Here is a 22,793-nt window from a genome sequence, read left to right as displayed (position 1 = left end):
GTGCAACCGTGCCGGCCATGACCAGCCTCGACACCACGCAAAGCGCCGTCTTCATCGCGCTGACCATTGCCATGGCGCTCGCCACCATCTGGCAGGTGCGGCGCATGGCGGCGAAACAGGGCGCCCGCTCGGCCGCCAACAGCAACCGCGAATATTTCCTCGCCGGCGGCGGCCTCACCTGGCCGTTCATCGCCGGCTCGATCACCCTCACCAACCTGTCCACCGATCAGCTCGTCGGTATGAACGGCCAGCAGATGCTGCTGCTGGCCTGGTGGGAATTGTCGGCGGTGGCCGGGCTCGCCATCCTGGCGCTGGTCTTCCTGCCGGTCTATTATCGCGAGGGCTGCACCACCACCACCGAACTGCTGCAGAAGCGCTACAATTCGCCGGGCCTGCGCGCCCTCGTCTCGGCGCTGTTCCTGGCCGGCAATCTCTTCATCTATCTGCCGATCACGCTCTACACCGGCGCGCTGTTCCTGCGCACCGTGTCGGGCGCTGATCTGCCGCTGCTGCCGCTGGCGGCCGTGCTGGGCGTCACCGGCTCGCTCTATGCCATATTGGGCGGCCTGCGCGCGGTTGCGGTTTATGACACGATTGCCGGCGTTGGCGTGCTGGGGTCGGCGCTGGCCATCGTCTGGCTGGCGCTGTCGGCCATCGGCTTTGATTTTTCCGGCGTGCCGGCGGAGCGCCTCACCCTGATCGGCGGGCCCGAAAGCCCGATCCCCTTCCCCACCCTGTTCACCGGCATGATCTTCATCCAGATGTTCTATTGGTCCACCAACCAGAACATCACCCAGCGCGCCATGGCCGCGCCCAGCCTGCGCGAAGGCCAGCGCGGCGTGTTCGCTGCGGGCATCATTCGCCTGATGATCGTGCCGGCCATTGTCGTGCTGCCCGGCATCGCCAGCTACAAATTGTTCGGCCCTTTGGGCGACACCGCCTATGGCCGCATCGTCGCCGAGGTGATGCCCAGCTGGGCCTCGGGCGCGTTCGCCGCCTTCATGGCCGCGGCCGTCCTTACGCACTACACCTCCATCCTCAACAGCTCGACAACGCTGTGGGTGTGCGACATTCACGAGGCCTATATCAACGCCCGCCCCGATGTCGGCCGGCTGAACCGGCTGATCTCCATCGTCTTTGTCGCCCTCTCCATCGCGCTGGTGCCGGTCTATGATGGCGCGGCCTCCATCATCAACCTGGTGCAGCAATTGAACGGCCTGCTCTCCATGCCGATCCTCGCCGCCTTCATCTGCGGGCTGGTCTTCACCGGCATCCACGCCCGCGCCGTCATGCTGGCCCTGTTGTTCGGCGTCGGCCTTTATGCGGTGTTCACCTGGGTGTGGACCCCGGCGCATTATATCCACCTGATGCTGGTGACCTTGCTGGCGACGATTTCGGTGGCGCTGGCCAGCAATCGTGCGCTGGGCGGCACGGCACGGTTGCGGGGGCGGGCAGCAACGGCCAATATGGCCGGGCAATGAATCACTGGAAACGGAGCGTCCATCCATGTTTGCCCGCCTGTTCCTCGAACACCCGCGCTGTGTGAACGAAACCTACGGCGAGCATATGGGCGCCGCCTTTGGCGTGGGCAGCCGCATGTTCGTCGCCAGCCTGAAATGCTTCATCCACGGGCTGATCCCCGGCCTCTACAAGACGGCCGGGTCCGATGCGATTGTCGCGCTCCACAAGGAAATCGCACCGCGCAAATATGATCAGCCAACGTTCTGAACGGCTGCAAGGGGGATAGGATGACCGACACGCTGGGCTTCTGCCCCAATCGTCTGGCGCGGCTGGATCAATTCCTCGCCGAAAAATATGTGCAGCCGCGGCGCCTGCCCTGCACCCTCACCCTCGTTGCCCGCCATGGCGAGATTGCCCATATGGGCGTGCAGGGCCTGGCCGATGTCGAACGGGGCATCCCGGCCCGGGAAGACACGATTTTCCGCATCTATTCGATGACCAAGCCGATCACCTCGGTGGCGCTGATGATGCTGGTCGAACAGGGCAAGATCGCGCTCGACGATCCGGTGCACAAATATATCCCGGAATGGAAAAACCTCGGCGTGTACGTGGCCGGCACCCACAAGCTGGGCTTCCAGACGCGCCCGGTGTCCCGCCCGATGCAGGTGGTCGATCTGTTCCGCCACACCTCCGGCCTCACCTATGGCTTCCAGCTCCGAACCAATGTCGATGAAGCCTATCGCCGCGAGAAGATTGGCGAGATCGAAAAGGCCGGCACGCTGGAATCCATGATCCAGGCGCTGGCGAAACTGCCGCTGGAATTCTCGCCCGGCGAGGCCTGGAATTATTCGGTGGCGACCGATGTGCTGGGTTGGCTGGTGCAGGTCGTCTCCGGCCGGCCGTTCGACGAATTTCTGGCCGAGGAAATCTTCCGGCCGCTGAACATGGTCGATACCGGCTTCCACGTCCGCGAAGGTCAGGCCCATCGCTTCGCCGCCTGCTACCAACCCAGCCGCGACGGCAGCATTGCCCTGCAGGATGATCCCGCCACCTCCTCCTATCTGAAGCCGCCCAGCTTTGTGTCCGGCGGCGGCGGGCTGGTCTCCACCGCGGCCGACTATCTGCAGTTCTGCCGCATGCTGGCCAATGGCGGCACGCTGGGCGGCACCCGCATCATCAGCCGCAAGACGCTGGATCTGATGACCGCCAACCATCTGCCCGGCGATGCCGCCATCTCGGCGATGAGCCGCAGCCTCTTCTCCGAAGCGGCCTATGATGGCGTCGGCTTCGGCCTTGGCTTTGCCACCACCATGTCGGCCGCCAAAACGCTGATGCCCGGCAGCAACCGCGACTATTTCTGGGGCGGCGCTGCCAGCACCTTCTTCTGGGTGGACCCGGAAGAAGATCTGATCGGCATCTTCATGACCCAGCTCATTCCCTCGAGCACCTGGCCCGTGCGCCGCGAAATGCGCACCATGGTCTATGCCGCGCTGGATGATTGAGTGCGCTTACGAGACTGGATTGCAGTTTGATTGATCCGCTCATGCCGAGCTTGTCGAGGCACGCTCCAAGTGCGGTCGGTGCCTCGACAAGCTCGGCATGAGCGGGTTTGGGATTCCAGCAAAGCGCAATCGACCCTAATCCTCCCGCTCCGGTAACTCGGTGCGGCGGAAGCGGATCTTGCGTTCCTTTTCCGGCGGCACCACCACCCGCCACACCGGCCGGCCATCGCGCTGTTCCAGCGGCCGGGAAAAACGCCCAAGCGTGAATTCGGCGGTGTCGGCGAATTCCACCTCGGCGGTGATCGGCGCATCGCCATCGTTGGTGATCGTCAGCGTGATGCGGCTCCAGTTCGAACCGTCGGGCCCGTCATCCTCATCCTGGTCAAAATCCACATCATCGATGTTGGTATCAGGCAGATCGATGTCCAGCCGTTCGCCCACCGCCTTTTCCTTCACCGGCACCTCGCCGATCGGATGGCGGCCCAGCGGCGTCTCCTGGAACAGCGCGATGCGGCCGCGCGGCAGCGGTTCGCCCAGCCCGCTCGCCTTGTCGTTGATCAGACGGTAACTATATTTCGTGTCTTCGAAATAATCGCCGCGATAGACGGCACGGTGCAGAAACTCGCCCTTCAGCACCCGGTCATCCAGAAAACGCACCTGCTTGATGCTGCGTGCGCCGATGTCGCTGCGATGCCGCAGGGTATAGAGCTTGGCATCGCCAACATCGCTCTGATCGGCACGGCGCATGGCGGTGACCACGATGTCATCGCAGCTGCTTTCGCCATCCTCGTCCTCACCGCATTCGCTGGCCATGCCCCAGCCGCCGCCACCGCCGCTCATCCGCAGCGCGATCGGCGCTTCGAGCGTGCCATAGGGCCCCGGGGTGAACAGCGGCACATTCACCCGCGCCGCCGCGGTGCGGCCCAGCGGCCAGCAGCCGGCCGCGACCGCGATATTGTCGGGCGCATAGGGATCGGCCTCCTGCTCGGCTTCGGCGGCCTCGGTCTCCTCGTCGGTTGGCTCGACCCGGTTGATCACGCCGGCAATGGCACTCACCTGCGCCCGTTCAAAGCGCGTGCGATCACGGCTGCCCAGCGTGAGCCAGGACGACAGCGACAGCGTGCGACCATCGGCGGAGAAGGTGCCGACATAATCGGCCTGCCAGTCAAAATTCCCGGCCAGATACACCAGCCGCAACCGCAGCTTGCCGCCCTTGTTGCTCTCCGGCAATTCCACCGACAGCGTCGGCTTCGCCGTCAGGTCCACCGGCCGGCCAGGGAAGAGCAATGTGTTGAGGCTGCCTTCGCACTGCACCGCCTCCACCCCATGAGCCGTCTTCAGCACCAGCGCATCCGCGCCCGACAGAATGATGCCGGCTTCCTCCACCGGCTTGCCGGTCACCGGATCGGCGCGGCGGACCGTCACCAGCTGCCCGGCAAAGCCATCGATCAGGCCGCGCTGAGACAGCAGCCGGGCATCGAAATTCTTCTCCCCCGCCGTGATGTCATAGAGCAGCGCGCTCTGCGGCGCGATGCTGCCCGCCACCCCTTCCAGCCGCAGCGTCACCCGGCCGGCCGGCACGGTCACCTCGCGCACCTCTTCCAGAACGGCAAAGCCGTTCAGCGGCTCCTCGCTGTTGGGGTCCATGTCCATCACCGATCCGGCGCCGCGCTCCGGATCGCGATAGAAGCTGATCGCCGTGTCCACCGGCGCGGCTGACACGACGATGGGCGCCGCCGCCAGCATCAGGGCAAGGCCCAGCGGCATCAGAATGCCGTGAGATAGGTGACGTTCAGTTCCGCCGTGCCGCGCGCCGGCACCGGCACCTGCCATTCGCGCACGTCGCTGCGGTCCTGGCTGCCCTTGATGCTTTCCTCGGTTATGCGGGTCGCCTCGCGCCAGCCCTGCAGCCCGGTCTGGCGCAGCGCCACCGTCACCGCCTGCGGCCGCGCGTTGGTGACGATGAACTTCATCTGGGTGCGATAAAACTCGCGCTGGCGCTGCACCGTCACCGTCTGCACCGCGCCATTTTCCACGATGCGATAGCGGGCGGCATTTTCCCAGTCCTGGGCGGTGATGCGTTCACGCTTCACCACCACCGGCCGCAGCTTCACATCAAAGGCCAGGGCGGTGGGCAGCTCCACATCCGATCCCGCCGTGGTGTGCTCGATGCGGTTCTCGCCCACAAAGCGCGTCTTGCCGCCGGCATCGCGCATATAGACCCGCACGATCCCGGCCGGCAGCGCCCGGCCCAATCCGCCCTTCGATCCGGTGCCGAAGTTCAGGATGCTGGTCACCGCCTGCGCCTCGTCCGCCTCGCACAGCCAGTCACATTCAAAGCGATAGAGCCGCTTGGCCGCCACGCCCGAGGCATCAAGGAAGCTCACCTGCTTCTTCTGGTTGCTGGCCACGGTGGTGCGCGCCGCAATCGGATAGAGATAGAGATCACCCACCGCCTGCTCATTGCTCTCGCCATCGCCGGGGCGCGACGCGCCATATTGATTGGCGTTGCGCCGGCGCGGCTGCTGCAGCTTCATCAGATCGCCGGCCGCCAGTGTCAGCTGCGCGTCGCGGAACTCGGTGCCGGTGCTGTTGGTCAAAGTCACCCAGCCCTGCAGGTCCATGCGGCCCGCCGCCTCGTCAAACAGGCCGACATAATCCGCCTTCCACGCCAGCCCGCTGGTCAGGTAACTCAACGTCACCGGCTGGACCCCGGCCTTCTCGGCCTCCAGCGTGACCGACAGGGTGGGCCGCGCGCGCAGATTGGGCGGAATGCGATCAAAGATCACCCGCACCGGCAGGCCATCATCGCGCAGGATTTCCACATGGCCGCCGCTTTCCAGCACGACGCCGCCGTTCACCGCCAACACCTTGGCGCTGTCCTTCGTCTCGGCGCCGGTGGCCTGGTTGGTGCGCACCAGCGTGATGCTCTGCCCTTCGGCCTTGCGCATCAGGCTGTCAGGGCTGAGCAGATCATAATCGAAATTCTGTTCCACCACGTCGATGCCGGCCCCGCCCAGCGTCACCGTCTCCGGGCGGATGGTGGCCGACACATCGGGAAATTCCTGCCGGCTGATCCCCGCCGGCAGATTGAGGCTGCGGCGATCCTCCACCAACGCCTGATCGGCATAGACGGTGATGCGCACATCCCCCTGCCCTGATGCAGACTGTGCCGCCGCGCCCACCGGCCACAGCGCCAACGCCATCGCCGCCCATGCTTGCCGCATCGTCCACCCCCTCTGTTTTTTGGGAGGATGCCACATCGCCAGCCCGGCACAAGCGGCGCACGCAAAAAAATCTGTCGCCGCCTGTCTGTTTCGGCGATGCTCGCGGCTCATCAGGGCGAACCGGCCATCACGGCCTGCGTTCGCCGATGGAGCAAAACCGATGCAATATGCCCTGATCTATCATGAAACCGCTGCCGAACTGGCCCGGCGTGACAGTGACACCGCCGCCTATTGGGGCGCCTGGGATGCCTATATGGGCGCCATGGGCGCCGCCGGCATCATGCGCGGCGGCGCCGGGTTGCTGCCGCCCACCACCGCCACCACCCTGCGCATCGCCGGCGGCGAATGGCAGGTGGAAGATGGGCCCTTCGCCGACACCAAGGAGCAGTTGGGCGGCTTTGTGGTGATCGAGGTGGCCGATCTCGATGCCGCGCTGGCGTGGGCGGCCCGTGCCCCCTGCGCCGGGGCCGGCTCGGTGGAGGTGCGCCCAACCCTGTCGCCGCCCGCGGCCTGAATGATGACGCCCGCCGCTTCCGCTGCCCATCGTGCGGCCGAAGCGGCGGCGCGCACGGCCTATGGCCGGCTGGTCGCCCTGTTGGCGCGCGACAGCCGCGATATCGCCGCGGCCGAGGATGCATTGGCCACTGCGCTGGCCCGGGCGCTGGCGCGCTGGCCTGATGACGGCGTGCCGGCCAATCCCGACGCCTGGCTGCTCACCGTGGCGCGCCGCGAACTCGGCCATGGCCGCGCCCGTGCTGCCACCGCGCTGGCGGCCGAACCGGCGCTGGCCCTGCTGGATGATGAACGCGCCGATGCGCCCGCGGCCGACCTGCCCGATGAGCGGCTGAAGCTGCTGTTCGTCTGCACCCACCCGGCCATTGCGGCGCGGGTGCAGGCGCCGCTGATGCTGCAGGTGGTGCTGGGCCTGGATGCCGCCCGCATTGCCGCCGCCTTCCTGGTGTCGCCCGCTGCCATGGGCCAGGCGCTGGTCAGGGCCAAGGCGCGCATCCGCGATGCCGGGATCGCCTTTGCCGTGCCGCCGCCGGAACAGCGCCCAGCCCGCCTCGCCGCCATCCGCACCGCCATCTATGCCGCCTATGGCGCCGGCTGGGGCGATGCTGCGCCCGCCGGCAATGATCTGGCCGCCGAGGCGCTGTTTCTGGCCCGGCTGGTCACCGGCCTCGCCCCCGATGATGCCGAAGCCGCCGGCCTCCTCGCCCTCATCGCCCTGTGCGAGGCGCGGCGGCCGGCCCGGCGCGATGCGGATGGCGCCTATGTCCCGCTCGGCCGGCAGGATGTGGCGCTGTGGGATGAAGCCCTCATCCGCGAAGGCGAGGCGACGCTGCGCCGGGCCGCCGCGCTCGGCCAACCCGGCCGCTTCCAGCTCGAAGCCGCCATCCAGTCGCTGCACAACCAACAGCGTTTCACCGGCGCCGATCTGTCAGCGCCGCTGATCGGCCTCTATGATCATCTGCTGGCGCTTGCCCCCAGCATCGGCGCCGCCATCGCCCGCGCCGCCGCCCTCACCGCTGCTGGCGCCGCCCCGGTCGCGCTGGCTGCGCTCGATGATCTGGCCGAACGATGCCGCGATCATCAGCCCTGGTGGGCGACGCGGGCCGATGCGCTCGCCGCCCTGGGCGATGCCGCCGGGGCGCGGGAAGCGGCCGTGCGCGCCGCCGGCCTCTCCACCGATCCGGCCGAACGCGCCTTCCTGGCTGGCCGCCACACCGGCTGAGCCTCAGGGCGCTTCCCCCGGCGCCAGCGTCATCACATCCTGCCAGTCCGGATTTTTCGCATATTGCGCCCGCACATAGGGGCAGATCGGGATGATGTGGAACGGCGTTGCCCGCGCGTCCGCAATCAGCGCATCGACCAGCGCCCGCGCCGCCCCGGTGCCGCGCAGCGCGTCCGGGGCTTCAGTGTGATCGGCGCTGATCAGGCCGGGGCCGCGGTGGGTGTAGACCAGCTCGGCCTCGGCAGCGATGCCGGCCATCCGCGCCACATAGCGGCCACGGCGCGGCCCATCCTCCCGGGTTACAGTCACGTCCGCCATCGCCGCACACTCCATATTGTCTGCAACCAAGATTTTCTCCCCATGCTGATGGCTTGGCAAGCCGCCGCACCCGGCCCACAAAGGCCGGCAAAGGAGAACCCGCATGACCGATTATGTGCCCCCCAAGGTGTGGACGTGGGACAAGGGCTTTGGCGGCCGCTTCGCCAACATCAACCGTCCCATCGCCGGCGCCACCCACGACAAGGAACTGCCGGTCGGCAAGCATCCCTTCCAGCTGTACAGCCTGGGCACGCCCAACGGCGTCAAGGTGACGGTGATGCTGGAAGAACTGCTCGCCGCTGGCCACGGCGGGGCCGAATATGATGCCTGGCTGATCAACATCGGCACCGGGGACCAGTTTGGTTCCGGCTTTGTCGATGTGAACCCCAACAGCAAGATCCCGGCGATGGTCGATCATTCGACCAACCCGCCGACCCGGCTGTTCGAAAGCGGTGCCATGCTGCTGTATCTCGCCGAAAAATTCGGCGCCTTCCTGCCAACCGACCATCATGCCCGCACCGAGGCGCTGTGCTGGCTGTTCTGGCAGATGGGCTCGGCCCCGATCCTGGGCGGCGGCTTCGGCCATTTCTATGCCTATGCCCCCACCAAGCAGGAATATCCGATCAACCGCTATGCCATGGAGGTGAAGCGGCAGCTGGACGTGCTGGACCGGCACCTGGCCACCCACGAATATATGGCCGGCGCGGACTACAGCATTGCCGACATGGCGATCTGGCCCTGGTATGGCGCGCTGAGTCTGGGTCTGCTTTATGAGGCCGGCGAATTCCTCGAGGTGGCGGGCTATACCAACGTCATCCGCTGGACGAAGCAGATCGGCGAGCGCCCGGCGGTGAAGCGCGGCCGCATGGTCAACCGCGTGTTCGGCGAGCCGTCGAGCCAGTTGCACGAACGCCACGACGCATCCGATTTCGACACGAAAACGCAAGACAAGATCGGCCAGGGCGCATGACCAACCAATCGTCACCTCGCCCCTTGGGGGAGAGGTCGGACTCGCGCAGCGAGCCGGGTGAGGGCTTGCGCCAGCCGCCCGACACCCATGCCGAAGGCACATTGGGCCATAGCCTTGCCCAGCGCCGCATCGTCCGCTTTGATCCCGGCCATGCCGTGATCGAATATGAAGTGCTGCCCGCCATGTGCCATTCGGGCGGCGTCGCCCAGGGCGGCTTCGTATCGGGCTGGATCGATGCCGCCATGGCCCATGCGGTGATGGCCAAGTTCGGTTTCGACCGGGTGCCGATCAGCCTGGAACTGAAGGTGAGCTTCTTCGCGCCGGCCAATCCCGGCCGCGTGCTCGCCGAAGCCTGGATCGAAAAGGCCGGCGGCCGCACCATCTTCGCCGAAGGCAAGCTGACCACGCTCGACGGCAAGATCCTCGCCAAGGCATCAAGCACGATCAGCCTGATCGATGCCGCCAAGGTGCGCGCAACGATGGTGTGAGGGGCCTATTCGCTGCCGCGCAGGTCGATCCTGATGCTCACCCAGGTGCCAACCAGATATTCCCCGTCCACCCGGGGCGGCTTCACCCGGAACTGCCAGGCGGCTTCCTGAATGGCATAGCCCAGGCCGCTGCCCGGCGTCTCGCCGATGGCCTTGCAATCCTCCACCCGGAAGCGCGGGGCGGTGCGGCAGGCGATCAGGCCATAGGCGCCGGGGCGGCCCTTGCCGCGGATATAGAAGGCCAGCTCGGCATCGGTCGGCTCGCGCTGCCATTCGGCGGCATAGAGTTTTGATCCATCGGGCGCCACGCCCACCACCGGCGTGTTGGGCAGATTGGCGCCGGCAACCTGCTGCGCCTCCGGTTCGGCCCGCTCGGTCTTCCGAAGGTCAAAGCCCAGCAGCGCCGGGTCGCCAAAGCTCCACTTCGCCGGGGCCTGATCGGGCGCCTTCACGATGGCTTCGGGCTGCGGTGCGGCGCGCGGGGTGGGCGGGCGCACCTGCGGCTGCACCTTGGGCCGGGCGCGCTCGGGCGTCGGCGCGGCGATGTTCACCGCCACCATCGATCCCGAACCCGGCTTGCCCTTGGGTTGCGGCGGCGCCAGCCACAGCAGCAACAGCAGCAGCAGCACGTGCAGCGCGATGACCACGCCCAGCACCGGCACACGCCGGCGATCCGGCCACAGGCCGGTGGGGGCAAGGAAGGAGGCGGTGGCAGTCGTCACGGGGGGTCGGGGGCTTCCGATAAATGGCCCCCTGCCCGCTGCCTAGTCCAGATTTGGCCGCAGCAGCTGCACGGCGCGTTCGCGGCTCACGCCCAGCCGCTGCGCATAATCCGCCAGCTGGTCCTCGCCCACGCGCGCCACGCCGAAATAGGCGCTTTCGGGATGCGCGAAATAGAATCCGGAAACGGCGGCCGTCGGCAGCATGGCGAAACTGTCGGTCAGCGTGATGCCGGCCCGGGTCTCCACCTGCATCAGATCGAACAGCCGCCGCTTCAGGCTATGCTCCGGGCAGGCCGGATAGCCGGGCGCCGGGCGGATGCCGGTGTAACGCTCGCGGATCAGATCCTCGTTCGACATCCGGCTGCCCTGCTCGTGCCCCCAGATCTCGCGGCGCACCCGCTCGTGGAGATATTCGGCAAAGGCCTCGGCCAGCCGGTCGGCCAGCGCCTTCAGCAAGATGTCGTTGTAATCATCATGCGCCGCCTTGAAGCGCGCCAACTGCGCATCAATGCCGTCGCCGGCCTGCACGGCAAAACCGCCCAGCCAATCGGCCTCCGGATGGATGAAATCGGCAAGGCACATGTTGGCCCGGCCGTCCCGCTTGGCAATCTGCTGGCGCAAGAACGGCAGGCGGGCGATTTCGGCGCTGCGGCCGGCATCGGCAAACAGCACGACATCATCGCCATCCCGCCGCACCGGCCAGATCGCGACCACGCCCTTGGGCTGCAGCCATTTTTCCGCCGCGATGGTCTTCAGCATCGCTTGGGCATCGGCAAACAGGCTGGTGGCGCTGGCCCCCACCACGGCGTCGGTCAAGATCGCCGGATAATTGCCGTGCAGTTCCCAGGCCCGGAAAAACGGCGTCCAGTCGATATAGGGGATCAGCGTGTCGACCGTCACATCATCGATGGTCATCGTGCCGGTGAAATTGGGCTGCACCGGCGGATGGGCGGCGAAATCCGGCACAAAGCCATTGGCCCGGGCCTGCTCCAGCGGAACCAGCGCCGATTGGCCCGATCCGGCGCGCGCCACGCGGATCTTCTCATAGTCCGCCGCCGTTTCGGCCACGAACTCATCGCGCAGCGTGTCCGAAACCAGTGTGCCCGCCACGCCCACGGCGCGGCTGGCATCCAGCACATGCACCACCGGGCCGTCATAGGCCGGCGCGATCCGGAGCGCGGTGTGCACCCGGCTGGTCGTCGCCCCGCCGATCAACAGCGGCATGGTCATGCCGATGCGCTGCATCTCGCTCGCCACATGCACCATCTCGTCCAGGCTGGGCGTGATCAGGCCAGACAGCCCGATCATGTCGGCCTGGTGCTGGCGGGCGGCATCCAGGATGATCTGCGCCGGCACCATCACGCCCAGATCAATCACCTCGAAATTGTTGCACTGGAGGACGACGCCCACGATGTTCTTGCCGATATCGTGCACATCGCCCTTCACGGTCGCCATGATGATGCGGCCCTTGGTCGAACTGCCGACCTGTTTTTCCGCCTCGATATAAGGCAGCAGCACGGCCACCGCCTTCTTCATCACGCGGGCCGATTTCACCACCTGCGGCAGGAACATCTTGCCGGCGCCGAACAGGTCCCCCACCACGTTCATGCCGGCCATCAACGGGCCTTCGATCACCTCGATGGGCCGCGCGACGGTGAGGCGCGCTTCTTCCGTGTCAGCCTCGACAAAGGCGTCGATGCCCTTGACCAGCGCATGTTCCAGCCGCTTTTCCACCGGCCAGCCGCGCCACTCCTCGGCGGCCGGGTCAGCCGCCTTGGCCGGGCCGCCCTTGAACCTGTCGGCGGCGGCCAGCAGCCGGTCGGTCGCATCCGCCCGGCGGTTGAGCACCACATCCTCACACAGCTCGCGCAGGTTCGGATCAATGGCGTCATACACATCCAGTTGCCCGGCGTTGACGATGCCCATGTCCATGCCGGCGGCGATGGCGTGATAGAGGAACACCGAATGCATCGCCCGGCGCACCGGCTCGTTGCCGCGGAAGCTGAACGACAGGTTCGACACCCCGCCACTCACATGCGCGTGCGGGCAGCGCCGCCTGATTTCCCGTGTGGCCTCGATGAAATCGACGCCGTAATTGTTGTGCTCCTCGATGCCGGTGGCCACCGCGAAGATATTGGGATCAAAGATGATGTCTTCCGGCGGAAAGCCGATGCCGGTGAGCAGCCTGTAGGCCCGCTCGCAAATCTCCACCTTGCGCGCCGCCGTGTCGGCCTGGCCCAGCTCGTCAAAGGCCATCACCACCACCGCCGCGCCATAACGCAGGCACAGGCGCGCCTGCTCCAGGAACGGCGCCTCACCTTCCTTCATGCTGATCGAATTGACGATGCCCTTGCCAGCGAGGCACTTCAGCCCCGCCTCGATCACGCTCCATTTCGATGAATCGACCATCACCGGCACGCGGGCAATGTCCGGCTCGGCGGCGATCAGGTTGAGGAAGGTGACCATGGCCGCCTCGCTGTCGAGCAGGCCTTCATCCATGTTCACATCGATGATCTGGGCGCCGTTTTCCACCTGTTGGCGCGCGACCTCGACCGCAGCGGTGTAATCGCCGTTCAGGATCAGCTTCTTGAACGCCGCCGAACCGGTGACGTTGGTGCGTTCCCCGATGTTGATGAAACTGGCCGTTGTCATGCGGCAAACCTGTGCGCTTCTAAGCCCGAAAGCCGCAGCGCCGGCGCCACCGCCGGCACCACCCGCGCCGGCAGCCCGGCCACCTGGCGCGCCATCGCGGCGATGTGCGCCGGCGTGTTGCCACAACAGCCGCCCACGATGTTCACCAGGCCTTCCTCGGCCCAGCCGCGGATGAAGCCCGCCGTCATCTCCGGCTGTTCGTCATAGGCGCCCAGATCATTGGGCAGGCCGGCGTTGGGATAGGTCATGATCAGCGTGTCGGCCACCCGCGCCAACGCCTGCACATGGCTGCGCAGTTCGGTGGCGCCAAAGGAACAATTCAGCCCCACCGCCACCGGCTTCACATGGCGGATCGAATGCCAGAAGGCCTCCACCGTCTGCCCCGACAGGTTGCGGCCGGAAAGGTCGGTCAGCGTCATGGACAGCATCACCGGCACATCGCGGCCACGGGCATCACCAGCCTCGGCAGCGGCAAAGGCGGCGGCCTTGGCGTTCAGCGTGTCGAACACGGTCTCGATCAGGATGAAGTCCACCCCGCCATCGCGCAGCGCCTCGATCTGCTCGCGATACACGTCCTTCACGCCATCGAACGTGACCTCGCGATAACCGGGGTCCGACACGCGGGGGCTGAGGGAGAGCGTCTTGTTGGTCGGCCCCAGGCTGCCCGCCACCCAGCGTGGGCGGCCATCCAGCGCAGTCGCTGCGTCCACCCGTTCCCGGATCACGCGGGCGGCGGCCAGGTTGATCTCGCGCACCTTGTCTTCCATGCCATAATCGGCCTGGCTGATGCGGTTGGCGTTGAACGTGTTGGTGGCCAGAAGATCAGCGCCCGCCGCGATATAGGCATCGCAGATGCCGGCGATCGCCGTGGGCTGGGTCAGGTTCAACAGGTCGTTGTTGCCCTTCTGATCATGGTTGCTGGCGATGCCGCCGGCATAATCGGCCGCGGTCAGCCCCAGGGCCTGGATGGCGGTGCCATAGGGGCCATCCTTCACCAATATGCGGCTGGCAGCGGCCGCGCGCAGGGTTTCGGCAGGGTTGGTCATTGGGCCTCCAGCACCGGCCGCACGCCCAGCAAATGGCAAATGGCGTAGGACAATTCGGCGCGATTGAGCGTGTAGAAATGGAAATGCCGCACACCCCCCGCATACAGCCGGCGGGCCATTTCGGCGGCCACGGTGGCAGCCACCAGCTGGCGCGCGGCCGGCTTGTCGTCCAGCCCGGCAAACAGCCGGCCCATCCAGTCGGGCAGATGGGTGCCGCAACTGGCAGCCATTTTCTGCAGATTGGCAAAATTGCTCACCGGCAGGATGCCCGGCACCAGCTCCACCTTGAGGCCCGCCGCCGCCACGGCGTCGCGGAAGCGGAAATAGGTGTCCGGCTCGAAGAAGAACTGGCTGATCGCCCGGCTCGCCCCGGCATCGATCTTGGCCTTCAGCGCCTCCAGATCGGCCGCCGGGCTCGCCGCTTCCGGGTGCACCTCCGGGTAACAGCTCACCGAAACCTCGAAATCATGCCGGCGCTTCAACGCCTTCACCAGTTCGGCGGCGCTGGCATGGCCGCCCGGCACCGGTTCAAAGCGCGCCTGCCCGCCCGGCGGGTCACCACGCAGCGCCACGATATGGCGCACGCCGGCCGCCCAATAATCATCGGCAATCGCGTCCAGCTCGGCCGCGGTGGCGTTCACGCAGGTCAGATGCGCGGCGGCAGCCACCGGCGTTTCGGCCACAATGCGCGCCACGGTGGCATGGGTGCGCTCCCGCGTCGAACCGCCGGCGCCATAGGTGACCGAGAAGAAACGCGGGCCAAGCGGCACCAGGGTTTCCACCGCCTGCCACAGGCTGTCCTGCATGGCCGGTGTCTTGGGCGGGAAAAATTCAAAGCTCACCGCCAGATCGCCCGGCAGATCGGCATAGAGCGGGCCACCAATGGCGCGCGCCGCTTCCTGCATCTGGTTCAAGGTCAACATGGCAATCTGGTTCCCAGCCACAGGGTCACCCCCAATTGTCCCGCCACATCGGCCGGCAGCCGCTGCGCCACCGCAGCGTCACAGCCCGCCGCCGCCAGCCAGCCCAGCACCGCCTCGTCGGCAAAGCCCAGGCGCACATGCCGGCGCTCGTCGCGCAGCGCCTCGCGGTCGTGCGGCATCAGATCCACCACCAGCAAGCGGCCACCGGGGCGCAGCACCCGCGCGGCTTCGGCCAGCACGGCGGCGGGATCATCGGCAAAATGCAGCACCTGGTGCAGCACGATCGTATCGGCCGCGGCATCGCCCAGCGGCAGCGCATACATGTCTCCGGCCTGCACCCGGGCCTGGGCCAGCCCGGCCGCCTCCAGCCGGCTGCGGGCAATGCGCAGCATTTCCGGGGACCGGTCCAGCCCCAGCGCACTCGCCGCCTGCCCGCCCAGCAACTCGATCATACGCCCGGTGCCGGTGCCCACATCCACCAGATCGCCCAGCCGCGCCGCAGCGCCGCCCAGCGCCGCGACAATCGCCGCCTCCACACCGGCTTCCCGGCTGAACAGCGAACGCTCCTGCTCCCAGCCATCGGCATGTTCGTTGAACCAGGCCTCCACCGCGGCGCGCCGTTCGGCCCGCACCACCGCCAGCCGTTCGCGGTCGCTCGCCGCCACATCGGCGCCGGCCAGCGCATCCACCGCCGTCAGCACCGGCGCCGTCACCGCCGCCGGGCCCAGGCGCACGAACACCCAGGCGCCTTCCTTCACCCGCTCAACCAGCCCGGCTTCGGCCAGGATGCGCAAATGGCGGGAAACACGCGGCTGGCTCTGCTGCAGCACGCGGGCAATCTCCCCAACCGCCAGATCCAGCCCGCGCACCAGCATCAGGATGCGCAGCCGGCTGGGATCCCCCAGGGCACGGAAAATGGCGAGGAGCGTATCCATGGCCCATGGCATATAAAGTTATCTTTATATCCGTCAAGCCGGTTGCCGCCCGGTCAAGCCCATGCCAAGCAGGGGCCATGATCCGCATCGCCGCCCCCGCGTTGCTGCTGCTCCTGCTCGCCGGTTGCGCCACCACCGGCAGCACCGATCTGTCGCGGGCAGAGGCGGACCCCTGGGAAAAATCCAACCGCCGGGTCTTTGCCTTCAACAAGCGGCTGGACCGCTGGGTGGTCAAACCCATTGCCACCGGTTATCGAACCGTGGTGCCCAAGCCGGCACGCACCGCCGTTGCCAACGCCTATGGCAACTATGGCGAGCCGGCCAATTTCGCCAACAGTCTTTTGCAGGGCAAGATCGCCCAGGCCTTCCGCACGGTTGATCGCTTCATCCTCAACACCACGCTGGGCGTCGGCGGCGTCGCCGATGTCGCCACCGATCTCGGCCGCCCGAAAGAGCCGGAGGATTTTGGCCAGACGCTGGCACGCTGGGGGGTGAAATCCGGTCCCTATCTGGTGCTGCCGCTGTTCGGCCCCTCCACCCTGCGCGATGGCCTGATGACGCCGGTGGATTTCTTCGTCGATCCCGCCGATTTCACCCGCAATGCCTGGCTGCGGCCCGGCTGGGATGTGCGCATCGCCATGTCGGCCGGGCGCATCATCAATTTCCGCAACACGCTGATCGAAACCGGGGCTGACAAGCTGCTGGCCGACAGTCTGGATGATTATGCCCTCGCCCGCTCCGCCTATCTGCAGCGGCGGCGTCTGCAATTGTTCGATGGCAATCTGCCGGCCGAAGCCGATCCCTTTGCCGATCCGGCCGACGACGCGCCACCTCCGCCGCCCGCTGCTGCCGGTCAGCCTAAGCCTTGATGGCGCAGCCCATCACCAGCGGCGTGAGCGTCTTCAGCGCGCCAAACGCCCGCTCCTCCTCCTGAACCGGCATCGGGTCCAGCCGGAACCCGGCTGCCTTCACCAGCTCGGCTGACGCACGGTTGAGGTTGCAGCCCACGCCCACCACGCGCTGCACCGGGTTCAGTCGCTGCTGCCAGCGCTGCCGCTGCGGATCGTCCGACAGCACATGCTCCATGAACAGGAACGCCCCGCCCGGCTTCAGCACCCGCTTCACCTCGGCCAGCACCTGGCCCACGTCAGCCACGCTGCACAGGGTGAGGCAGCACACCACCGTGTCGAAACGGGCATCGGCAAACGGCAACTGCTCACCGGCACCGGGCACGGACTTGACCGGCACCGGCGACGCCGCCAGATGCGCCGCCGCCCGCCGGTTCATGCCGTCGGATGGCTCCACCACCGTCAGGCTGGTCACCTTCGCCGGGTCATAGAACGGCAGGGTTGCCCCTGACCCAAAGCCGATCTCCAGCACGTCACCCGCCGCCTGCCCCACCAGCGCCTGCCGCCGCCGCATGATGTTGGGGTGGCCCAACGCCTTGTCGAGCAGCCAGGGGAAGATGGTTTCGGAATAAAGGCCCATGGCCGCAATGGTGGCACGGGCTTGGCGGGGCGGCCAGCGCTGGTTATCGTCAGGGCATGCGCTGGTTCCTGCCCCTGTTTCTGTTGCTCTCCGCCTGCTCCAAGGAGGCAGCGGCCCCGGCCGGCAATGAACAGGCCGTGATCGACAAGGCCGATGCCGATGTGAAGGCAGCGGAAGCGGCGGCGGCGAAATAGATCCTCCCCAAACTTGTTTGGGGAGGTGGCGGCGAAGCCGACGGAGGGGCCGCCCAGATCCTCCGCCTCTGGAGGAGGTGCCCGCAGGGCGGAGGGGGCCGCGCCCGTGCCTGGCAGGGCCGCCCGCATCGGCCGCGGCCGGCGGCAGAGCCGCCGAGTCCGCTCAACGCGCGGAAGAAAAAGAAAGAAAAGAGCGTGGCGGAGCCACGCCGTCAGACGAATCAAAAAGGGGCGGCTTTGGGGCCGCCCCTTTTCGTTCGCTGGCCGGATTTCGTTGAGTCTGGCGGCAGCTTGCGCTGCCGCCAGCCAACGCAATCAGAAATCCATGCCGCCCATGCCGCCCATGCCACCCGGCATGCCGCCACCAGCCGGCTTGTCATCGGCCGGCAGGTCGGTGATGGCCGCTTCGGTGGTAATCAGCAGCGAGGCAACCGAGGCCGCATCCTGCAGCGCGGTGCGCACCACCTTGGTCGGGTCGATCACGCCAGCCGCAACCAGGTTTTCATAGGTTTCGGTCTGGGCGTTGAAGCCAACCGTGGTGTCGCCACCTTCCAGCAGCTTGCCAGCCACCACGCCGCCATCATGGCCGGCGTTGGCAGCGATCTGGCGCACCGGGGCGGTGATCGCGCGGCGCACGATGTCGATGCCGCGGGTCTGGTCTTCGTTGGCGCCCTTCAGGCCTTCCAGCGCCTTGGTGGCATAGAGCAGCGCCGTGCCGCCGCCCGGAACAATGCCTTCTTCCACGGCAGCGCGGGTGGCGTGCAGCGCGTCATCAACGCGGTCCTTGCGCTCCTTCACTTCGACTTCCGTCGAACCGCCCACCTTCAGCACGGCCACACCGCCAGCCAGCTTGGCCAGACGTTCCTGCAGCTTTTCGCGGTCATAATCGCTGGTGGTCACTTCGATCTGGGCGCGGATCTGTTCCACGCGGGCCTTGATCGCATCGGCCGAACCTTCACCATCAACGATGGTGGTGTTGTCCTTGTCGATGGTCACGCGCTTGGCCTTGCCCAGCATCGGCAGGGTGACGTTTTCCAGCTTGATGCCCAGATCTTCGCTGATCATCTCGCCGGCGGTCAGGATGGCGATGTCTTCCAGCATGGCCTTGCGGCGGTCGCCAAAGCCCGGGGCCTTGACGGCGGCAACCTTCAGGCCACCGCGCAGCTTGTTGACCACCAGGGTGGCCAGCGCTTCGCCTTCCACGTCTTCGGCGATGATCAGCAGCGGACGGCCCGACTGCACCACCGCTTCCAGCACCGGCAGCATCGCCTGCAGGTTCGAAAGCTTCTTTTCGTGGATCAGGATGTAGGGGTTGTCGAGTTCCACCTGCATCTTTTCGGCGTTGGTGATGAAGTACGGCGACAGATAGCCACGGTCGAACTGCATGCCTTCGACCACGTCCAGCTCGCTGTCCATGCCCTTGGCTTCTTCAACCGTGATGACGCCTTCCTTGCCGACCTTTTCCATGGCCTTGGCGATCATGTCGCCAATTTCCTTCTCGCCATTGGCCGAGATGGTGCCAACCTGGGCGATCTCGCTCGAACCGGCAACCGGCTTGGAACGGCCCTTCAGGTCTTCCACAACCTTGGACACGGCCAGATCGATGCCGCGCTTCAGGTCCATCGGGTTCATGCCGGCAGCGACCGACTTCATGCCTTCGCGCACGATGGCCTGGGCCAGCACGGTGGCCGTGGTGGTGCCGTCACCGGCGGCGTCGTTGGTCTTCGAGGCGACTTCGCGCACCATCTGGGCGCCCAGATTCTCGAACTTGTCCTTCAGTTCGATTTCCTTGGCCACCGACACACCGTCCTTGGTGATGCGCGGGGCGCCGAACGACTTTTCGATGACGACGTTGCGGCCCTTGGGGCCCAGCGTCACCTTCACGGCATCGGCGAGGATATCAACGCCGCGGATGATGCGCTCACGCGCGTCGCGGCCGAACTTCACGTCCTTGGCAGCCATGTGTCTTGCTCCCTAATCTCTTGGTTTGGTTTCAGCGACTTGGGGCTCGGCTTCAGCCGATGATCCCCAGAATGTCGCTTTCCTTCATGATCAGCAGGTCTTCGCCGTTCAGCTTGACTTCGGTGCCCGACCACTTGCCGAACAGGATCTTGTCACCAGCCTTCACTTCCAGCGGGGTGACGGTGCCATTGTCGGCGCGCGCGCCGGTGCCAACGGCGACCACTTCGCCTTCCTGCGGCTTTTCCTTGGCGCTATCGGGGATGATGATGCCGCCAGCGGTCTTCGCTTCGGCTTCAACGCGGCGCACGAGCACGCGGTCATGCAGCGGACGGAATGCCATTGCTTTGCCTCTTCCTGTTTCGTGTGAATATGTCGTCTGTTGGCACTCAACCGGGGCGAGTGCCAGCAGTGACCGCCATATGGGTGGGCCGGCACGGCCCGTCAAGGCTCGGGGGCAGGCGGTGCGGCAAAATTTTCCCGTCCCCGCGCCGCTCTGGACAGGCCGCGCCACCCTTGCCAGACAGGCGGAATGATCGCTTCCCTGCGCGCCACCGCCTCCCGCGCCATCTTGGCCGCCCTGTGCCTGTCGCTGGTCTCCTGCGGCGGCGGTGGTGGCTCCGCCCCCAGCCTGTCGCCCACACCCACCCCAACGCCGACACCAACGCCCACCTGCTCGCTGCGCGACCGGCAATTGTGGGCCGAAGCCCAGATCCGCGAATGGTATCTGTTCCCGGCCGATCTGCCGGCCAGCCTGGATCCGGCACCCTACACCACGGTGCAGGCCTATATCGATGCCCTCACCGCCAATGCGCGTGCCGCCAACAAGGATCGCTTCTTCACCTACATCACCTCGATCGCCGAGGAGAATGCCTTCTTCTCCTCCGGGCAAACCGCCGCCTTCGGCATCCGCATCAGCTATGACAGCACCGCCCGCCGCGCCACGGTGATCGACGCCTTCGAAACCGGCCCGGCCTTTGCCGCCGGCCTTGATCGCAGCGCCGAACTGCTCGCCATCGGCGACACGCCCACCAGCCTCGTCACCGTCAGCGACCTGTTCGCGCGCGGCGGCGCCACCGCCGTGTCCGACGCGCTGGGGCCCGGCACCGCCGGCGTCACCCGCACCATCCAGTATCGCCTCAATGGCGACACCCGCACCGCCACCATCACCAAGACCGAATTCAACATCCCGCCGGTGTCAGACCGGTTTGGCATCCAGGTGCTGCCCGATGGCAACGGCGGCCGCGTCGGCTATGTCAACCTGCGCAGCTTCATCTCCACCGCCGAAACGCCGCTGCGCACCGCCTTCGCGCGGTTCCGCAGCGAAGGCATCACCCGGGTTGCCATCGATTTCCGCTACAACGGCGGCGGCCTGGTGCGCATTGCCGAGTTGATGGGCGACCTGATGGGCCGCAACCGCACGGCGAGCGAGGTGTTCAGCTTCACCACCTTCCGGGCATCCAAATCCTCCGAAAACGCCACCCGCCTGTTCCGCAGCGCCGCCGAAAGCATCGCGCCCACCGATCTGGCCTTCATCACCACCGGCGCCTCGGCATCGGCCAGCGAACTCGTCGCCAATGCCATGCTGCCCTACACCCGCGGCAACATCACCCTGGTGGGCGCCAACACCAGCGGCAAACCGGTGGGCCAGATCGCCATCGACCGCGCCGCCTGTGACGACCGCCTGCGCATCGTGGCCTTCGCCACCGAAAATGCCGACCGCCAGGGCGATTATTACAACGGCCTCGCCCCGGTGTTTGCCGCGCGCGGCGGCCGCACCTGCGCTGCCGCCGATGATTTCAGCCGCCAGATGGGCGCCCCCACCGAAGCCTCCACCCAGCGCGCCATCCTGTCGCTGCGCGGCGAAAGCTGTGGCGCCATCGCCGGCACGGCCGATACGCTGGCCGAACAATCGGTCGGCCGCGGCCTGCTCACCGTCACCGCCCCCACCGCCGCCCAACGCGAAGTGCCGGGCCTGTTCTAGATCCTCCCCCTCTGGGGGAGGTGCCGACCAACGGGAGGCGGAGGGGGCCGGCAGCACCGGCCCCAACCGGATCAGACCTTCAGCAACTGCTTGCCGAAATTCTTGCCCTCGAACAGGCGCCGCAGCGTTGCCGGGCAGTTTTCAAACCCGTGCGCCACATCCTCGGCGGTCTTAAGCTTGCCGGCCTGCATCAGCTTGGCCAGCTCCGCCACGCCCTCGCCATAACGCTTGGCGAAATCGAGCACGATGAAGCCTTCCATGCGCCCGCGCATCACCGTCAGGTTCATGTAATTCCGCAGGCCCGGCTGCCGGTCTTCCGCCGTGTCGTTGTAACTGGAAATGCCGCCGCACAGCACCACCCGGGCATTCAGCGCCAGATTGGCCAGCGCCGCATCCAATATCTCGCCGCCGACATTTTCAAACACCACGTTCACGCCCTTCCTGGCATGTTCGCGGATCTGGCGGCCAACATTGCCGGTGCGATAATCGATGCAGGCATCGGCCCCGGCGGTTTCCACCACCCAGCGGCACTTGTCCGGCCCGCCGGCAATGCCGATCACCGTGCAGCCCAGCGCCTTGCCGATCTGCACCACCACACTGCCCGTCGCGCCGGCCGCGCCCGAGACCAGGATGGTATCGCCTTCCTTGGGCTGGCCAATCTCGGTCAGGCCAAACCAGGCGGTCAGCCCGGTGGTGCCAAACACGCCCAGCGCCTGTTCCGGCGTGATGCCGGCGCGCACCTTGGTCACCGGGCCAGCCTCGGTCATGCCGTTTGAAACGGCATGTTCCTGCCAGCCAAAGGCACCCTGCACCACATCGCCAACCGCAAAGCCGGGGTGCTTGCTCGCCACCACCTCACCAATGCCGCCAGCTCGCACCACGCCGCCAATCGGCACCGCCGGCAGATAGGTATCGCCACCCAGCCAGCCGCGCTGGGTGGGATCGAACGAAAAATAGGTCAACCGCACCAGAAACTCGCCGTCAGCGATCTCGGGCATCGGCACCGTCACCAGTTCGAAATCACTGTCCTTCAACGGCCCGTTCGGGCGCGATTGCAACAGCCAGCGGCGGGTGGTGGTCATGTGTGTTTCTCCCCAGTCAAAACGTCCGTCATGCTGAACTTGTTTCAGCATCCATGGTCCAATCGCCGCCACGTGCGCGCCTCTCGGGGCGCACTCCCATGGATGCT

The 22,793-nt window shown here is 66.6% G+C and carries 22 protein-coding genes; 10 read left to right on the top strand and 12 right to left on the bottom strand.

The features are described from left to right. Positions 1-17: 17 nt before the first annotated feature. From AC6BOR_RS14855 to AC6BOR_RS14845, 3 genes are read left to right on the top strand one after another with little or no spacing between them, the layout of a single operon-like run. Positions 18-1,481: an SLC5 family protein gene (locus AC6BOR_RS14855; protein WP_498059131.1), complete on the top strand. Its 1,464-nt coding sequence runs from the start codon at positions 18-20 to the stop codon at positions 1,479-1,481. A gap of 25 nt (positions 1,482-1,506) precedes the next feature. Next, positions 1,507-1,728: a DUF6356 family protein gene (locus AC6BOR_RS14850; protein WP_498059130.1), complete on the top strand. Its 222-nt coding sequence runs from the start codon at positions 1,507-1,509 to the stop codon at positions 1,726-1,728. A 20-nt stretch (positions 1,729-1,748) separates the two neighbouring features. Further along, positions 1,749-2,963 carry a serine hydrolase domain-containing protein gene (locus AC6BOR_RS14845; RefSeq protein ID WP_498059129.1) on the top strand — a complete coding sequence of 405 codons (1,215 nt, stop codon included), beginning with the start codon at positions 1,749-1,751 and terminating at the stop codon, positions 2,961-2,963. A gap of 135 nt (positions 2,964-3,098) precedes the next feature. Here AC6BOR_RS14845 and AC6BOR_RS14840 read toward each other — a convergent pair whose 3' ends face one another. Further along, entirely contained in the window at positions 3,099-4,730 is a 1,632-nt protein-coding gene (locus AC6BOR_RS14840) for a DUF4139 domain-containing protein (RefSeq protein WP_498059128.1), read from the bottom strand. After that, positions 4,730-6,190 (bottom strand): DUF4139 domain-containing protein, encoded by a 1,461-nt coding sequence (locus tag AC6BOR_RS14835; RefSeq protein WP_498059127.1) that lies wholly within the window; start codon positions 6,188-6,190, stop codon positions 4,730-4,732. Before AC6BOR_RS14835 ends, AC6BOR_RS14840 begins: the two co-directional genes overlap by 1 nt. 160 nt (positions 6,191-6,350) lie before the next feature. Here AC6BOR_RS14835 and AC6BOR_RS14830 point away from each other — a divergent pair, with 160 nt between their 5' ends. Then, positions 6,351-6,704 (top strand): YciI family protein, encoded by a 354-nt coding sequence (locus tag AC6BOR_RS14830; RefSeq protein WP_086117237.1) that lies wholly within the window; start codon positions 6,351-6,353, stop codon positions 6,702-6,704. Next, positions 6,705-7,925, top strand: a complete 1,221-nt coding sequence (locus AC6BOR_RS14825; protein ID WP_498059126.1) for an RNA polymerase sigma factor — start codon at positions 6,705-6,707, stop codon at positions 7,923-7,925. 3 nt (positions 7,926-7,928) lie between these two features. On the opposite strand, the gene AC6BOR_RS14820 is transcribed toward AC6BOR_RS14825, so the two are convergent. Beyond that, on the bottom strand, positions 7,929-8,234 hold the full coding sequence (locus AC6BOR_RS14820; protein WP_498059125.1) for a GNAT family N-acetyltransferase: 306 nt from the start codon (positions 8,232-8,234) through the stop codon (positions 7,929-7,931). A 112-nt stretch (positions 8,235-8,346) separates the two neighbouring features. Between AC6BOR_RS14820 and yghU the strand changes: the two genes are divergently transcribed. Both yghU and AC6BOR_RS14810 read left to right on the top strand, forming a co-directional pair. Next, positions 8,347-9,213, top strand: a complete 867-nt coding sequence (yghU, locus tag AC6BOR_RS14815; RefSeq protein WP_498059124.1) for a glutathione-dependent disulfide-bond oxidoreductase — start codon at positions 8,347-8,349, stop codon at positions 9,211-9,213. A 65-nt stretch (positions 9,214-9,278) separates the two neighbouring features. Continuing rightward, a complete protein-coding gene (locus AC6BOR_RS14810; RefSeq protein WP_498059123.1) occupies positions 9,279-9,701 on the top strand; it encodes a PaaI family thioesterase in 423 nt (140 codons plus the stop codon). Positions 9,702-9,706: 5 nt separating this feature from the next. On the opposite strand, the gene AC6BOR_RS14805 is transcribed toward AC6BOR_RS14810, so the two are convergent. Genes AC6BOR_RS14805 through AC6BOR_RS14785 form a run of 5 tightly spaced genes read right to left on the bottom strand, consistent with a single transcriptional unit; the run spans position 9,707 to position 15,979 of the window. After that, positions 9,707-10,423: a hypothetical protein gene (locus AC6BOR_RS14805; RefSeq protein ID WP_498059122.1), complete on the bottom strand. Its 717-nt coding sequence runs from the start codon at positions 10,421-10,423 to the stop codon at positions 9,707-9,709. A 42-nt stretch (positions 10,424-10,465) separates the two neighbouring features. Further along, complete coding sequence (gene metH / locus AC6BOR_RS14800) at positions 10,466-13,075, bottom strand: methionine synthase (RefSeq protein ID WP_498059121.1); 2,610 nt, start codon at positions 13,073-13,075, stop codon at positions 10,466-10,468. Further along, entirely contained in the window at positions 13,072-14,121 is a 1,050-nt protein-coding gene (locus AC6BOR_RS14795; RefSeq protein WP_498059120.1) for a homocysteine S-methyltransferase family protein, read from the bottom strand. The genes metH and AC6BOR_RS14795 overlap by 4 nt, the downstream gene beginning before the upstream one ends. Then, entirely contained in the window at positions 14,118-15,044 is a 927-nt protein-coding gene (gene metF / locus AC6BOR_RS14790) for a methylenetetrahydrofolate reductase [NAD(P)H] (protein ID WP_498059119.1), read from the bottom strand. Before metF ends, AC6BOR_RS14795 begins: the two co-directional genes overlap by 4 nt. Continuing rightward, on the bottom strand, positions 15,038-15,979 hold the full coding sequence (locus AC6BOR_RS14785; RefSeq protein ID WP_498059118.1) for an ArsR/SmtB family transcription factor: 942 nt from the start codon (positions 15,977-15,979) through the stop codon (positions 15,038-15,040). Before AC6BOR_RS14785 ends, metF begins: the two co-directional genes overlap by 7 nt. A gap of 77 nt (positions 15,980-16,056) precedes the next feature. Here AC6BOR_RS14785 and AC6BOR_RS14780 point away from each other — a divergent pair, with 77 nt between their 5' ends. Beyond that, on the top strand, positions 16,057-16,848 hold the full coding sequence (locus AC6BOR_RS14780; RefSeq protein ID WP_498059117.1) for an MlaA family lipoprotein: 792 nt from the start codon (positions 16,057-16,059) through the stop codon (positions 16,846-16,848). Here the strand turns inward: AC6BOR_RS14780 and AC6BOR_RS14775 are convergent. Next, positions 16,838-17,467 carry a class I SAM-dependent methyltransferase gene (locus AC6BOR_RS14775; protein WP_498059116.1) on the bottom strand — a complete coding sequence of 210 codons (630 nt, stop codon included), beginning with the start codon at positions 17,465-17,467 and terminating at the stop codon, positions 16,838-16,840. The two genes, AC6BOR_RS14780 and AC6BOR_RS14775, sit on opposite strands and share 11 nt — an antisense overlap. Positions 17,468-17,523: 56 nt before the next feature. Here AC6BOR_RS14775 and AC6BOR_RS14770 point away from each other — a divergent pair, with 56 nt between their 5' ends. Then, entirely contained in the window at positions 17,524-17,661 is a 138-nt protein-coding gene (locus AC6BOR_RS14770) for a hypothetical protein (RefSeq protein WP_498059115.1), read from the top strand. Positions 17,662-17,976: 315 nt separating this feature from the next. Here the strand turns inward: AC6BOR_RS14770 and groL are convergent, their stop codons facing one another. Both groL and groES read right to left on the bottom strand, forming a co-directional pair. Beyond that, complete coding sequence (groL, locus tag AC6BOR_RS14765; RefSeq protein WP_094472220.1) at positions 17,977-19,623, bottom strand: chaperonin GroEL; 1,647 nt, start codon at positions 19,621-19,623, stop codon at positions 17,977-17,979. A gap of 52 nt (positions 19,624-19,675) precedes the next feature. Next, a complete protein-coding gene (gene groES, locus AC6BOR_RS14760) occupies positions 19,676-19,963 on the bottom strand; it encodes a co-chaperone GroES (RefSeq protein WP_086117485.1) in 288 nt (95 codons plus the stop codon). Positions 19,964-20,152: 189 nt separating this feature from the next. Between groES and AC6BOR_RS14755 the strand changes: the two genes are divergently transcribed. Next, on the top strand, positions 20,153-21,604 hold the full coding sequence (locus tag AC6BOR_RS14755; RefSeq protein WP_498059114.1) for a S41 family peptidase: 1,452 nt from the start codon (positions 20,153-20,155) through the stop codon (positions 21,602-21,604). Between the two features lie 71 nt (positions 21,605-21,675). Here the strand turns inward: AC6BOR_RS14755 and AC6BOR_RS14750 are convergent, their stop codons facing one another. Further along, positions 21,676-22,686, bottom strand: a complete 1,011-nt coding sequence (locus AC6BOR_RS14750) for an NADP-dependent oxidoreductase (RefSeq protein ID WP_498059113.1) — start codon at positions 22,684-22,686, stop codon at positions 21,676-21,678. Positions 22,687-22,793: the final 107 nt, after the last annotated feature.

The organism is Sandarakinorhabdus sp. FBCC-B8862 (assembly GCF_059745315.1).
The sequence above is the reverse complement of the archived record's forward strand: the minus strand, read 5'-3'. Positions and strand labels throughout refer to the sequence as shown.

What these genes read in the sequence shown, in the direction of transcription:
- AC6BOR_RS14855 (WP_498059131.1), top strand. Translation starts at nt 18, where the DNA reads ATGACCAGCCTCGACACCACGCAAAGCGCCGTCTTCATCGCGCTGACC.
- AC6BOR_RS14850 (WP_498059130.1), top strand. Translation starts at nt 1,507, where the DNA reads ATGTTTGCCCGCCTGTTCCTCGAACACCCGCGCTGTGTGAACGAAACC.
- AC6BOR_RS14845 (WP_498059129.1), top strand. Translation starts at nt 1,749, where the DNA reads ATGACCGACACGCTGGGCTTCTGCCCCAATCGTCTGGCGCGGCTGGAT.
- AC6BOR_RS14840 (WP_498059128.1), bottom strand. Translation starts at nt 4,730, where the DNA reads ATGCCGCTGGGCCTTGCCCTGATGCTGGCGGCGGCGCCCATCGTCGTG.
- AC6BOR_RS14835 (WP_498059127.1), bottom strand. Translation starts at nt 6,190, where the DNA reads ATGCGGCAAGCATGGGCGGCGATGGCGTTGGCGCTGTGGCCGGTGGGC.
- AC6BOR_RS14830 (WP_086117237.1), top strand. Translation starts at nt 6,351, where the DNA reads ATGCAATATGCCCTGATCTATCATGAAACCGCTGCCGAACTGGCCCGG.
- AC6BOR_RS14825 (WP_498059126.1), top strand. Translation starts at nt 6,705, where the DNA reads ATGATGACGCCCGCCGCTTCCGCTGCCCATCGTGCGGCCGAAGCGGCG.
- yghU (WP_498059124.1), top strand. Translation starts at nt 8,347, where the DNA reads ATGACCGATTATGTGCCCCCCAAGGTGTGGACGTGGGACAAGGGCTTT.
- metH (WP_498059121.1), bottom strand. Translation starts at nt 13,075, where the DNA reads ATGACAACGGCCAGTTTCATCAACATCGGGGAACGCACCAACGTCACC.
- AC6BOR_RS14795 (WP_498059120.1), bottom strand. Translation starts at nt 14,121, where the DNA reads ATGACCAACCCTGCCGAAACCCTGCGCGCGGCCGCTGCCAGCCGCATA.
- metF (WP_498059119.1), bottom strand. Translation starts at nt 15,044, where the DNA reads ATGTTGACCTTGAACCAGATGCAGGAAGCGGCGCGCGCCATTGGTGGC.
- AC6BOR_RS14785 (WP_498059118.1), bottom strand. Translation starts at nt 15,979, where the DNA reads ATGGATACGCTCCTCGCCATTTTCCGTGCCCTGGGGGATCCCAGCCGG.
- AC6BOR_RS14780 (WP_498059117.1), top strand. Translation starts at nt 16,057, where the DNA reads ATGATCCGCATCGCCGCCCCCGCGTTGCTGCTGCTCCTGCTCGCCGGT.
- AC6BOR_RS14775 (WP_498059116.1), bottom strand. Translation starts at nt 17,467, where the DNA reads ATGGGCCTTTATTCCGAAACCATCTTCCCCTGGCTGCTCGACAAGGCG.
- AC6BOR_RS14770 (WP_498059115.1), top strand. Translation starts at nt 17,524, where the DNA reads ATGCGCTGGTTCCTGCCCCTGTTTCTGTTGCTCTCCGCCTGCTCCAAG.
- groL (WP_094472220.1), bottom strand. Translation starts at nt 19,623, where the DNA reads ATGGCTGCCAAGGACGTGAAGTTCGGCCGCGACGCGCGTGAGCGCATC.
- groES (WP_086117485.1), bottom strand. Translation starts at nt 19,963, where the DNA reads ATGGCATTCCGTCCGCTGCATGACCGCGTGCTCGTGCGCCGCGTTGAA.
- AC6BOR_RS14755 (WP_498059114.1), top strand. Translation starts at nt 20,153, where the DNA reads ATGATCGCTTCCCTGCGCGCCACCGCCTCCCGCGCCATCTTGGCCGCC.
- AC6BOR_RS14750 (WP_498059113.1), bottom strand. Translation starts at nt 22,686, where the DNA reads ATGACCACCACCCGCCGCTGGCTGTTGCAATCGCGCCCGAACGGGCCG.